Source organism: Curtobacterium sp. P97 (assembly GCF_023712445.1).
Lineage (GTDB): Bacteria > Actinomycetota > Actinomycetes > Actinomycetales > Microbacteriaceae > Curtobacterium.
On the sequence record NZ_JAMAYF010000014.1, the window covers coordinates 18,921 to 30,401 of the forward strand.

General features: G+C 72.5%; 12 protein-coding genes and 1 tRNA gene. 6 read left to right on the forward strand and 7 right to left on the reverse strand.

The genetic code is table 11. From position 1 onward, the window contains the following. Positions 1-51: 51 nt before the first annotated feature. Positions 52-1,902, forward strand: coding sequence for a glycoside hydrolase family 2 protein (locus M3677_RS14395; RefSeq protein WP_251160885.1), 1,851 nt, complete (start codon positions 52-54; stop codon positions 1,900-1,902). Positions 1,903-2,008: 106 nt separating this feature from the next. Here M3677_RS14395 and M3677_RS14400 read toward each other — a convergent pair whose 3' ends face one another. Continuing rightward, on the reverse strand, positions 2,009-2,860 hold the full coding sequence (locus M3677_RS14400; protein WP_251160886.1) for an alpha/beta fold hydrolase: 852 nt from the start codon (positions 2,858-2,860) through the stop codon (positions 2,009-2,011). 121 nt (positions 2,861-2,981) lie between these two features. Here M3677_RS14400 and M3677_RS14405 point away from each other — a divergent pair, with 121 nt between their 5' ends. Further along, positions 2,982-4,217, forward strand: coding sequence for a mannosyltransferase family protein (locus M3677_RS14405; protein WP_251160887.1), 1,236 nt, complete (start codon positions 2,982-2,984; stop codon positions 4,215-4,217). A 289-nt stretch (positions 4,218-4,506) separates the two neighbouring features. Here the strand turns inward: M3677_RS14405 and M3677_RS14410 are convergent, their stop codons facing one another. Continuing rightward, the gene (locus tag M3677_RS14410; protein ID WP_251160888.1) at positions 4,507-5,568 is read right to left on the reverse strand and encodes an amidase domain-containing protein; all 1,062 of its coding nucleotides are present in this window, start codon (positions 5,566-5,568) and stop codon (positions 4,507-4,509) included. 74 nt (positions 5,569-5,642) lie between these two features. On the opposite strand from M3677_RS14410, the gene M3677_RS14415 reads away from it, so the two are divergent. Further along, positions 5,643-6,026, forward strand: coding sequence for a hypothetical protein (locus tag M3677_RS14415; RefSeq protein WP_209685475.1), 384 nt, complete (start codon positions 5,643-5,645; stop codon positions 6,024-6,026). A 57-nt stretch (positions 6,027-6,083) separates the two neighbouring features. Here M3677_RS14415 and M3677_RS14420 read toward each other — a convergent pair. From M3677_RS14420 to galU, 4 genes are all read right to left on the reverse strand, one after another. Next, a tRNA-Ala gene (locus M3677_RS14420) sits at positions 6,084-6,159 on the reverse strand. A gap of 82 nt (positions 6,160-6,241) precedes the next feature. Then, a complete protein-coding gene (locus M3677_RS14425) occupies positions 6,242-7,390 on the reverse strand; it encodes a hypothetical protein (RefSeq protein ID WP_251160889.1) in 1,149 nt (382 codons plus the stop codon). A gap of 128 nt (positions 7,391-7,518) precedes the next feature. After that, positions 7,519-8,178, reverse strand: coding sequence for a GNAT family N-acetyltransferase (locus M3677_RS14430; protein WP_066656446.1), 660 nt, complete (start codon positions 8,176-8,178; stop codon positions 7,519-7,521). A gap of 89 nt (positions 8,179-8,267) precedes the next feature. Beyond that, complete coding sequence (gene galU / locus M3677_RS14435; protein WP_066656448.1) at positions 8,268-9,158, reverse strand: UTP--glucose-1-phosphate uridylyltransferase GalU; 891 nt, start codon at positions 9,156-9,158, stop codon at positions 8,268-8,270. 113 nt (positions 9,159-9,271) lie between these two features. Here galU and M3677_RS14440 point away from each other — a divergent pair, with 113 nt between their 5' ends. The 3 genes from M3677_RS14440 to mscL are packed head-to-tail and all read left to right on the forward strand — an operon-like array spanning position 9,272 to position 10,714. Further along, positions 9,272-9,856, forward strand: coding sequence for a 5-formyltetrahydrofolate cyclo-ligase (locus M3677_RS14440; RefSeq protein ID WP_066656450.1), 585 nt, complete (start codon positions 9,272-9,274; stop codon positions 9,854-9,856). A gap of 1 nt (position 9,857) precedes the next feature. Beyond that, positions 9,858-10,157 carry an FmdB family zinc ribbon protein gene (locus M3677_RS14445; protein ID WP_251160890.1) on the forward strand — a complete coding sequence of 100 codons (300 nt, stop codon included), beginning with the start codon at positions 9,858-9,860 and terminating at the stop codon, positions 10,155-10,157. A 56-nt stretch (positions 10,158-10,213) separates the two neighbouring features. Continuing rightward, positions 10,214-10,714: a large conductance mechanosensitive channel protein MscL gene (gene mscL / locus M3677_RS14450; RefSeq protein WP_251160891.1), complete on the forward strand. Its 501-nt coding sequence runs from the start codon at positions 10,214-10,216 to the stop codon at positions 10,712-10,714. Between the two features lie 123 nt (positions 10,715-10,837). Here the strand turns inward: mscL and M3677_RS14455 are convergent, their stop codons facing one another. Continuing rightward, positions 10,838-11,422 carry a CDP-alcohol phosphatidyltransferase family protein gene (locus tag M3677_RS14455; RefSeq protein ID WP_251160892.1) on the reverse strand — a complete coding sequence of 195 codons (585 nt, stop codon included), beginning with the start codon at positions 11,420-11,422 and terminating at the stop codon, positions 10,838-10,840. Positions 11,423-11,481 lie beyond the last annotated feature (59 nt).

Genomic DNA, 11,481 nt, shown 5'->3' on the forward strand with positions numbered 1-11,481 from the left:
GGTTGGCGCGCGCCGCTTTACAACGATGTACGGAGCGGCCAGCATGGATGCATGACCTCGCTCGACGGCACCGTCGCCGCCCCATCGCACACGCTCCCTCGCGCCTCCGACCAGGACGGCTCGTACCCCCGACCGCAGATGCTGCGCGGCGCGTGGGCCGACCTCGACGGGACGTGGTCGTTCCGGAACACGGGCGACGACCCGACCTGGCGCTCCGGGTTCCCGGACGCCCGGGACATCACGGTGCCGTTCCCACCCGAGTCGCCGGCGTCGGGCATCGACGAGCCGGGGTTCCACCCCGTCGTCTGGTACGCCCGGACGATCACGCGCGCCGAGCTCGACGCCGCCGGGTACGGCGACGCGGCACCCCGGCTCCTGCTGCACTTCGGCGCCGTCGACCACCGCGCGCGGGTCTGGGTCGACGGGCAGTTCATCGGCGAGCACGAGGGCGGACACACCCCCTTCACGCTCGACGTGACCGAGGCGCTCGGCACCGAGCCGGACGCGACGCACACCCTGGTCGTCCGCGCCGAGGACGACCCCCACGACGTCACCCAGCCGCGCGGCAAGCAGGACTGGCACGAGCACCCGCACGCCATCTGGTACCGCCGCACGACCGGGATCTGGCAGACCGTCTGGCTCGAGGCCGTGCCGACCGCGTCGATCGGGGCCCTGCGCTGGACGAACGTCGACCACGCGACGGTGCGGCTGACCGTCCGGCTCGTCGGGGAGCGCCCCGCCGGCGCGCGGATCCGCGTCGCGGCGCACTGGTCCGAGGGCGACGAGGACCTGGCGACCGTCGAGACGGTCGTGCCCGTGGCCGCGCACGAGGTCGAGGTCGTCGTGCCCGTCGCCCGGCAGCAGAACGGTCAGGCCGAGGACGAGCTGGTGTGGTCCCCCGAGACCCCGCGCCTGGTCGACGCGGTCGTCACGCTGCTGCCGGCCGAGGGCGACGTGCCCCTGGACGCCGTGTCGTCGTACTTCGGCGTCCGCACCGTGGGCATCGACGGCGGCGCCTTCCTGCTGAACGGCCGCGCCTACGACGTCCGCAGCGTCCTCAACCAGGGCTACTGGCCGGAGTCGCACCTCGCAGCACCGTCACGGCAGGCCCTGCGCCGCGAGGTCGAGCTCATCAAGGAGCTCGGTTTCACCGCCGCGCGGAACCACCAGAAGATCGAGGACCCGCGGTTCCTGTACTGGGCGGACCGGCTGGGGCTGCTCGTCTGGGGCGAGGCACCCGGCGCGTACGCGTTCTCCCCGCTCGCCGTGCAGCGGCTCGTGCGGGAGTGGATGGACGCCGTCGAACGCGACGCCTCGCACCCGTCGATCGTCACCTGGGTGCCGGCGAACGAGAGCTGGGGCGTGCAGCACATCGCGACGGACCCGGCGCAGCAGGCATACGCCCGATCACTCGCCGACGTCACCCGGGCGCTCGACCCCACCCGGCCGGTGGTCTCGAACGACGGCTGGGAGCACACGAACTCCGACATCGTCACCGTGCACGACTACGAGGGCGACGGCCCCCGGCTCGCCGCGACCTACACCGACGACGCCGCACGGACCGCACTGCTCGGTGGGCGCGGGCCCGCTGATCGTCGGATCCTGGTGGGCGGCGCGACGGACCAGGGGCAGCCGGTCATGCTGACGGAGTTCGGCGGCGTGGACTTCCAGCCCGGGGCGAAGCGCGAGGACGGGTGGGGCTACACCTCGGCCGTCGACGGCGACGACTGGGTGGCGCGGATCACGGCGCTCTACGACGGCGTCCGGGCGAGCTCGTTCCTGGCCGGGTCGTGCTGGACGCAGCTGACGGACACGATGCAGGAGACGAACGGCCTGCTGAACGCCGACCGCACCCCGAAGGTCCCGATCGAGCGCATCCGCGCCGCGGTCACCGGGCGCTGAGGCCGCGGTCGGCACCCCGCGACCCGCGGAACGCAACGTGGGCGGTCCTGCGCAGCGGTACACCGCTGCGAGGAACCGCCCACGTTGCGTCTTGCGAAGCGGAGGGTCAGGACGCCAGGAAGCGCAGGACCGCCTCGTTCCACTCGTCCTTGTGCGAGGCGAGCACGCCGTGCGGGCCACCCTCGATGACGTGGGTCTGCGCGTTCGGGATGGCCGCCGCGGTGCGCTGACCGGACGCCTCGAACGGCACGATCCCGTCGGCGTCGCCGTGGATGACGAGCGTCGGGACGTCGACCTTCGTCAGGTCGTCGCGGAAGTCCGTCGTCGCGAACGCCGTGGTGCAGTCGAGCGTGCCCTTCGGCGAGGCGAGCTCGGCGATCGCCAGGTCGTAGGCGCGCTGGTCCTCGCTGACGAGCGGCTTCTTGAGCAGACCCGGCTCGCCGCCCGGCGTGTAGAACATGTCGACGAACTGGTGCAGGAACGCCGGACGGTCGCCCGTGATGCCGTTCGCGAACCAGTCGGCGAGGTCCTGGTCGACCGCGCCGTCCGGGTTGTCGTCCGACTTCCACAGGTACGGCGGCACCGCGCTGGCGAAGACGAGCTTCTTGATCTTCGCGGTGCCGTAGGTCGAGACGTAGCGCGCGAGCTCGCCGCCGCCCATCGAGAACCCGATGAGGGTGACGTTCGTCAGGTCGAGCTCGGTGATGAGCTTGTCGAGGTCCGCGGCGAACGTGTCGTAGTCGTAGCCGCCCCACGGCTGCGACGACTGCCCGAACCCGCGGCGGTCGTAGGCGATGACCCGGTGACCGGCCTCGACGAGTGCCGGGACCTGGCCCTCCCACGAGCGGCCGGACAGCGGCCAGCCGTGGATCAGGACGACCGGGTCGCCCGCGCCGAGGTCGTCGTAGTGGAGCTCGATGTCGTGGCCGTTCTCGGCGCCGACGGTGACGAAGGGCATGCTTCCTCCTGTTGGTGGTTTCCAGGGAACGCGCCCGATACAACGCCCGTCGCCCGGACGGATCCTGGAGGTGCGGTGACCGGACAGCGGGCGGCGGCTGCGGAGGTGGGAGACTCGGGCAGTGACCGACCTGGCGGAGACGACCCGTGCCTCCCGGCCGGGGCTGCCGTCCCGCGTCCGTCGTCTGCTCACGGTCGGCCTGGAGGGACGGCACGGCGGGTGGACCGCTCCGCTCGTCGTGTGGCTGGCTTCCCGCGTGGTCAGCACCGTCCTGCTGCTCACGGTCTGGCTGCTCGCCACCGCGCACGGGTGGCGGTTCGCGTCGGTCCGACGCGAGGGGACCTTCACGGCGTTCCTCGGGTCGTGGGACGCGTCGTTCTACCGGACCATCGCCGAGCACGGCTACCCGACGACGCTGCCCACCGACGCGGCGGGTCACGTGCTGCCGAACCCGTGGGCCTTCCTGCCGGTGTTCCCGGCGCTCGCACGGTTCGTCCAGCCGCTCGTCGGCGGGTCCTTCTGGGCCGCAGGCGTGCTCGTCGCCACGCTCGCGGGCGCCGGCACGTGCATCGTGCTCTGGCGTCTCGTACGCGCGGTGACCGACGACCGGCGGGCGACCCGGGCGACGGTGCTCTTCGCGTTCGCACCGACGGGGTTCCTGCTGCAGGTGGCGTACGCCGAGAGCACGTTCCTGCTCCTGCTCTTCAGCGCACTGCTCGCCCTGGTGCGCCGGCGGTACTGGCTCGTGCTGCCGCTCGGGCTCGTCGCGGCGTTCACGAAGCCGGGGGTGCTCGCGCTCGCGGTGGCCCTCGCGGTGCACCTGGTCGTGCGGGTCGTCCGGGAGCGCCGGGCGCTGCCGGTGCGGGATGCCGTGGCGATCGTCCTCGCGGGGCTCGGGGTCGCGGCGGCGGGGCTGGCGTGGCCCGTCGTGGCGACGGCGGCGACCGGACGGCCGGACGCGTACCTCGCGACCGAGCTGTCGTGGTGGGTCGGGTTCGTCGGCCGGCAGCACTTCGCGCCGCTCACGCCGTGGTTCACGATGGCCTCCACGTGGCTCGGCCCGCTCGGCGTCGTGCTCGTGGTCGTGGTCCTCGCCGGGGCGGTGTGGTCCTGGACCCGACCGGGCGTGCGGGCGCTCGGCGTCGACGTCGTGTCGTTCACCGCGGCGTACGCGCTGTACCTGGTGGCCGTGTTCCTGCCGCAGCAGAGCCTGCCGCGCCTGCTGATGCCGACGGCACCGCTGCTCGGGGCCGACGTGTTCACGGGATCACGGCGACGGACGACCGTGTGGCTGGTCGTCGGGGTGTGCCTGCAGCTCGTCGCGATCGTGCTGCTCTGGTTCCTCGGGTACCCCTGAGCGTCGGCGGGGCGGCCGGGGCGCGGCGGCAGCGGCCAGGGCGCGGCGCCGCGTCACGTCGCGTCGCGGCGGCCCGTCGGAACGCGGTGTCGGGTGCCGCCGCACAACGGCGAGCACCTCGCGCCACGTGATCACGTGGCGCGAGGTGCTCCCGGTTGTGCGCACGACCGGCGCCGGCGCGACGCGATCGGCCGGCATGACCGGCGCCGGCGCAACGCGATCGGCCCGCGGGACCGGCGCCGACCGGCGCCGACGGGGCGGCAGGGCGGGTGACCGCGCCGCGTCGCCGCTACGCGTCGAACGTGTGGAACCAGGCCGTGCCGCCGGGGTGCTGCACGGTGATCATCTCGTCCAGGTCGCGGTAGGGCCCGTCCTGGTTGTGGCTCGCCGACTTGATGCGGACCGTGCCGTCGGGCTCCGTGAACACCTCGGACACGATCGTCACGTGGTCGGGCGATCGGTTGTCGTTCCAGTCGTAGAACACGATGTCGCCGACCTTGACCTTGCTGCGCTCGTCGAGGGAGCGTCGAGTCAACCCGAAGGTCGCCGCGTTCGCCGTCATCCACGGGTCCATCGCCGGGCAGTACGTCCACGTGGCGCTGTGCTGCGCGCCGCCGGACCGGCTGTACCAGTCGTCGCGCTGTTCCCACCCACGGGCGATCAGCGTCTGGCTGACGTAGTTCGCGCAGTCCCCGCCGATCGGGTTCATCGTGCCGTACTCGGCGAGGTTGTAGTCCGCCCAGTACCGCATCGCGTACTCGAGCTGCCGGTCGACGTCCGTCAGTGCCGCGTAGGCCACCGAGGTCGTCGCGACCGCGGTCGAGGCGTCCGGGACCGGCGCGGCCGTCGGGGTGGGCGTCGCGGTGGCCTGGTCCTGCGTGGCGCCGGCCTGCCCGTCGTTGGCGGCACTGCCGTTGCCGTCCGACGACCGGTTCACCGACGGGCTCGGCTCGATCGCCGACGTGAAGAGCGCGACGTCAGCCGACCCCGCCGTGTACATCGCCTGGTGCGGCGCCGTGAAGGTCACGGTCGTCGCCGAGGCCTGCACGTCCCGCGCCGCGACCCCGCCGACCGTGACCCCCTGCACCGCGGCGAGCCCGGTCCCCGTGACCGTCACCGTGACACCACCGGCGAGCGGCACCTGCGCCGGCTCGACCGCGGTCGCCGCGGGGCGGGCGCTCGACGAGCCGGAGGACGACGGCCCGGGCGACGCGCCGCTCGGCCCGTCGGCGGCGCGGGTGGTCGCGCCCGACGACGCGTCGTCGGCGCGGGAGCAGGCCGCGACGGCGACCCCGATGCCGGCGACGCCGGCGAGCGACAGCAGGGAACGGCGCGTGAACGAGGCAGTCATGACCCGACCAGGGTAGGCGACGGTACGGCAGGATCGCTGGCAGCACACCATCCACCGGAAGGATCGACCCGCACATGCCCGAGAGCCACGACTTCTTCGTCGCCGCCGACCCCGAGTCCACCCGCACGATCGTCCGTGACGCCCTCGTCCGCGAGGGCTACACGATCACCGACGGCGACCAGGGCACGCTGCTGGGCACCCGCGGCAGCCTGGGCCTCACCCTGCTCGTCGGCGGTCTCCTGAACGACCGGACGTTCCACACCCGGCTCGACGTGCAGCTGATGGTCGCGCCCGACGGCCGGACCGTCGCACGACTGCTCCGCGGCTCGGGCCGGTCCGCGGTCAAGGGCGGCGCGCTCGGCGTGGCCCGCGGCAACCGGGCGTTCGAGCAGGCCGCGAACGCGATCCACGCGTCGCTCGCGCAGGCCGGCGTCCTGACGGACAGCGTGCCGAGCTGACGCGCTCGCGGAGGAACGACGAAGGGCCACCCGATCGGGTGGCCCTTCGCTGCTGCTTGGTGGAGCTAAGGGGATTCGAACCCCTGACCTTCTCATTGCGAACGAGACGCGCTACCAACTGCGCCATAGCCCCAAGTGCTCGACCACACTAGCACCATCGGGAGCGCGAACCGAAATCGGCCCGCCACGTCCGGGCGTGCCGCGCGTGGACGGTGTCAGACCGCGCGGCGTCGACGCATGACCGCGTCGAGGTCGGTCTGCCGGTACGCCTCGTCGTCGATGACCCCCATGCCGGCCCAGCGGCTCGGCGTCGCCGGCTGCTCGGGCTCGGCGGCGACGGGCTCGGCGGCGACGGCGGGCTCGGCGGTAGGCGATCCGGCGGCAGGCGATCCGGCGGGGCGGGACGGCGCCGCCTCCCCGGCCGGGGCACGGAGCCCGAGTCGCTCCGCCAGACGACCCTGGTCGTGGGCGGAGAGCGACGCGGCGGCTTCCTCGACGTCGGACCGCATCCGGGACACCCGCGCGAGCGTCGGGTCGGTCTCCCCCGCCCGGATGGCAGCCGCCTCGGCCTCGGCCTCGGCCTTCGCCTCGGCCACGCGCTCGCGCAGCCGGGCAGCGAGCTCGGCGGACGACTCCGGCGACGGCGCGGGCGCCGCGGGGCGCTCGACGTACAGGGGCTTCGGCACGCTGGCCGGCGTCCAGCTCCGGTCGCGCGTCGGCTCGGCGGGCTGCTCGGTGGACAGCGGCGGTGCCGGGTCCGTCCACGCGGTCGACGGCCGGGAGGCACGGGTCACCGCCGCAGCGCCCGCCGCGGCACGCGCCTTCCGCGCCTGGGCGACCTGGTGCAGCTGCGCCAGGACCGCCGCGGACCCACCGGCGGCGACGAGCCCGGCGACACCGACGAGCCAGGCGCCCGGGGCCGCGACGAAGACGACCGCCGCGACGAGGACACCGAGCGCGCCGAAGAGGGTCGCACCGAGCCGGGAGCGGCGCATCCGCATGGCCGTGAGTGCGGGGACGGACGACACCCGCTCGAGCTGGGGCTGCTGCTCCGCGAGGCGCCGGGTGATCTCACGCTGCCGCGCGGCCTCGTGCGCTCGGCCGATCGCGGCCCGCTTCGCCTCCTCCGACCGGGCGACGCGCTGCGCCTCGGCCAGGGACTTCGCGTTCATCTCGACCCGGACCTCGTCGGGGAGCTCGGCGGTCTGCGCGAGGATGCGCAGCGTCTGCTGCAGCCGGATCGCGTTCCGCTCGGTGGCGAGGTACTGCCGACGAGCCGCCCACGACGGCATGAGGTAGACGACCCAGAGCACGGCCGCGATGAGCAGGACGATGCCGCCGCCCCAGGAGCCGATACCTGCCATGGGGACACGGTAGGGGTGCGCGTTCCCCGGACCGCCCATTGCCGGACGCGTGTTGCGCGAGTCGCGACCGAATCCGTGGGACGCGGGTCGCGCCTCCAGGCCGACGTGACAGGACGACGGGACGACCGTCAGATGCGCGGTCGGGTGTCGAGCGGGGTCGCCGCCTCCTCACGGGCGGAGGCCGGGACGCTGCCCGCTCCGTGCGGGACGCGACCGGCGACCCAGCGGTCGAGGACGCCCTCGCGCACCTCCTCGGCGACGAGGGCGAAGCAGAAGTGGTCGCGCCAGTCGCCGTTGATGTGGATGTACCGGCGGCGCAGGCCCTCGAACCGGAAGCCGAGCTTCTCGACGACCCGCAGGCTCGGCGCGTTCTCCGGACGGATGCAGATCTCGATGCGGTGGATGCCGACGACCCGGAAGCAGTGGTCGACCGCCATCGCGACCGCGATCGGCGTGACGTTGTGCCCGGCCGCCCCCTCGACGACCCAGTAGCCGATGGACGCACTGGCGAGCGAGCCGTAGGTGATGCCGGACACGTTGAGCTGGCCGACGAAGCGACCGTCGAGCTCCATCGCGAACGGCAGACCGAGCCCGGCGCGGGCGTTGGCCTGCAGCGCCCGGATGCTGCCGCGGACGTCGGTGGAGACGTGTCCGGAGGGGTTGGTGGCCTCCCACGTCCGCAGCCACGAGCGGTTGGTGGCGAGGGCGACGTCGAGGTCACGGGTGTCGCGGAGCCGGAGGGGCCGGATCGTGACCCGCCCGTGGGACAGGGTCGGGATCGTCGTCATCGCTGTGGTTCCTCCGGTGCCCGGTGCTCGACCGGGTGGACGCACGAACGGGCCCGGGGCGGACCCCGGACCCGTTCGTGACGGGGTGGCTACTCTCCCGCGTTGAAGTCCTTCAGCCAGGCCTTGAGGTCGGGGCCGAGGTCGTCGCGGTCCGAGGCGAGCTGCACGATCGCCTTGATGTAGTCCAGCTTGTCACCGGTGTCGTACCGGCGTCCACGGAACACGACGCCGTACACGCCGCCGGTCCACTCCTCGGCGCCCGCCATCTTCATGAGCGCGTCGGTGAGCTGGATCTCGCCGCCCTTGCCCGGCTCCTGCTTCTCGAGGACGTCGAAGACCTCGGGGCGGATGACGTAGCGACCGATGATGGCCAGGTTCGAGGGGGCTTCGCCCTGCGGGGGCTTCTCGACCAGGCCGGTGATCTTCACGACGTCGTCGGTGTCGGTCTCCTCGACCGTGGCGATGCCGTACATGTGGGTCTGCGACTCGGGGACCTCGAGCAGGGCGACGACCGTGGCGTTCTTCTCGCCCTGGACCTCGATCATGCGCTTGAGCAGCGGGTCGCGGGCGTCGATGATGTCGTCGCCGAGCAGCACGGCGAACGGCTCGCGGCCGACGTGCATCTTCGCGCGGAGCACGGCGTGGCCGAGGCCGAGCGGGTCGCCCTGACGGACGTAGTGCATGTCGGCGAGGTCGGTCGACTGGTTGACCTTCTGCAGCTTCTCGTGGTCGCCCTTCTTCTTGAGGGTCTCCTCGAGCTCGGCCACGTGGTCGAAGTGGTTCTCGAGCGCGTTCTTGTTGCGCCCGGTGATCATGAGCACGTCGGTCAGCCCGGCGCCCACGGCCTCCTCGACCACGTACTGGATCGCCGGCTTGTCGACGACCGGGAGCATCTCCTTCGGCATCGCCTTGGTCGCGGGGAGGAAGCGCGTGCCCAGGCCTGCGGCCGGGATCACCGCCTTCGAAATCTGGAAGCCCATGTCAGCGAACGTACCGGACGCCCACTGGGTCCCGGCATGGGCACTTCGGGGGACACGGCATCCCGCGCCCCACGGCGGGAAGCCGCAAACCCGCGCTCGGTAGACTCCCCGCCATGACCGCCGACCTCGGGAACGAGAAGCGCGCCCTGCGAGCCGAGCTCCGGCAGCGGCGGCGCACCCGGACCACGACGGAGCGCGACACCGACACGACCGCCCTGACGTCGACGCTGCAGCGCTTCGTGGAGGAACGGCAGCTGCGCTCGCTCGCGCTCTACCTGTCGGCGCCCGACGAGCCGGACGTCCGGCCCTTCCTGCGCTGGGCGCAGGAGCACGGCGTCCGGGTGCTGCTCCCGATCACCCGCGAGGACGGCCTGCTCGACTGGGCGGTCGACGACGGGGTCTCCGAACACGAGGGCCTGCACGGCATGCCCGAGGTCGTCGGCGAGGTGCTCTCCCCGCTCGCGCTCGGGGACGTCGACGCGATCCTCACCCCGGCGGCGGCGGTCGGGCACGACGGATGCCGGATGGGCTGGGGCCGCGGCTACTACGACAAGACCCTCGGGTCGATGGCGAACCGGCCGCCCGTCTATGCTGTGATCTTCGACGCGGAGTACCTCGACGAGGTCCCGCGCGAGGCCCACGACGAACCCGTCGACGGCATCATCACGCCGTCGCGCATCATCACCTTCCGGAGCTAGGGTGCCCACCTACTCGTACCGCTGCACCGAGTGCGACAACGCCTTCGACGTCAAGCAGTCGTTCTCCGACGCCACCCTGACCGAGTGCCCCGTCTGCGGCGGTGCGCTGCGCAAGGTGTTCTCGCCGGTCGGCGTCACCTTCAACGGCGGCGGCTTCTACCGCACCGACTCGCGGTCGACGCCGAAGGCCGAGGGGTCGTCGGGGTCGTCCTCGTCGTCCTCCTCGTCGTCGTCGAGCACGCCGGCGAAGGCGGAGCCGAAGAAGACCGAGTCGAAGCCGGCCGCGCCCAGCGCCTCCTGACGAGGGCTCGTCTCCGTCGGTACGGTGGGGTCTCCTCGACACGGAAGGAGGCTCACGTGAAGGGCTTCAAGGAGTTCCTGCTCCGCGGGAACGTCATCGACCTGGCCGTCGCGGTCGTCATCGGTGCGGCGTTCACCGCGATCGTCACCGCGATCGTGAACTCGCTCATCAACCCCCTGATCGGCGCGGTCTTCAACGCGTCGAGCCTGGACAAGGCGCTCGTCGTGTCGATCCCCACCGTCTCCGGGGACTCGGCGGACATCCTGTTCGGCGCGATCATCGGCGCGGTCCTGAACTTCGTCATCGTCGCGGCGGTGGTGTACTTCGCCCTGGTGGTCCCGGTCAACCGGCTCAAGAAGCTCGCCTTCGAGCGGGTGAAGAACGACGAGCAGCAGACGCCGCAGGACGTCCCGCCGACCGACGTCGAGGTGCTGCTCGAGATCCGCGACCTGCTCCGCACGCAGAACGGCGACCCGGTGGCGTCGGGCGGCGGCGCGCACGTCGCCCCGTCGACCGCTCCCGAGGGACCGGGGATCAGCGGCTCGACGAAGCTCTAGCCGCGGGCATCCCGAACCACGGAACCGACATCGAACCAGCCTCCGGGGTCGATTCGACGTCGGTTTCCTGGTTCGACGGGGCAGGAGGGCGCCGGCCGGACCCCCGCGCCGCACGCGTCCGCGTCAGGCGGTGCGGGCCGTCGCGCGGTGCTTCGCGGCGAGGGCCCGGGCGTACTGCACACCGGCGACGACGTGACCGATCGTGCCCGCCCAGACGAAGACGAGCGCGAGCACCCGGATCCAGTCGTGCTGCGATGCCCACGACGTCGACGAGAACAGCAGCAGCGGCAGACCGACGAAGAGCAGCGCGGATCGGACCTTGCCGGTCCACGTGACGTCGAGGTCCGGGTTGCCGCGGAACCACAGGCCGGACAGCAGCGCGAGCACCGCGTCCACGAGGACGATGATCGCGACGCTCGGCCACGGCAGCAGGCCGACGAGCACGAGCGACAGCACGATGGCGATGATCGCCAGGCGGTCGGCGATCGGGTCGAGCGCCTTGCCGAGCTTCGAGCCCTGGTCGAACCGACGCGCGATGAAGCCGTCCGCCCAGTCGCTGACGCCGAGGACGACGAGCGTGACGAGCGCCCAGCCGGGGTGACCGGCCACGACGAAGCCGATGAACACCGGGATGAGCAGGAAGCGCACCAGCGTGATCAGGTTCGGCCACGTCTGCCAGTCGGGTCGCCGTCGCGCGGTGTCAGTCATCGACCCCAGGCTACCCGTCACCAGTGTGGGGGCACGTCGCGCAGCAGCTGGGCGTCGTT

Coding starts and splice junctions, on each gene's coding strand:
- M3677_RS14400 (WP_251160886.1), bottom strand. CDS start 2,860: ATGCCCTTCGTCACCGTCGGCGCCGAGAACGGCCACGACATCGAGCTC.
- M3677_RS14415 (WP_209685475.1), top strand. CDS start 5,643: ATGCCCGAGAGCCACGACTTCTTCGTCGCCGCCGACCCCGAGTCCACC.
- galU (WP_066656448.1), bottom strand. CDS start 9,158: ATGGGCTTCCAGATTTCGAAGGCGGTGATCCCGGCCGCAGGCCTGGGC.
- M3677_RS14440 (WP_066656450.1), top strand. CDS start 9,272: ATGACCGCCGACCTCGGGAACGAGAAGCGCGCCCTGCGAGCCGAGCTC.
- M3677_RS14410 (WP_251160888.1), bottom strand. CDS start 5,568: ATGACTGCCTCGTTCACGCGCCGTTCCCTGCTGTCGCTCGCCGGCGTC.
- M3677_RS14425 (WP_251160889.1), bottom strand. CDS start 7,390: ATGGCAGGTATCGGCTCCTGGGGCGGCGGCATCGTCCTGCTCATCGCG.
- M3677_RS14395 (WP_251160885.1), top strand. CDS start 52: ATGACCTCGCTCGACGGCACCGTCGCCGCCCCATCGCACACGCTCCCT.
- M3677_RS14430 (WP_066656446.1), bottom strand. CDS start 8,178: ATGACGACGATCCCGACCCTGTCCCACGGGCGGGTCACGATCCGGCCC.
- M3677_RS14455 (WP_251160892.1), bottom strand. CDS start 11,422: ATGACTGACACCGCGCGACGGCGACCCGACTGGCAGACGTGGCCGAAC.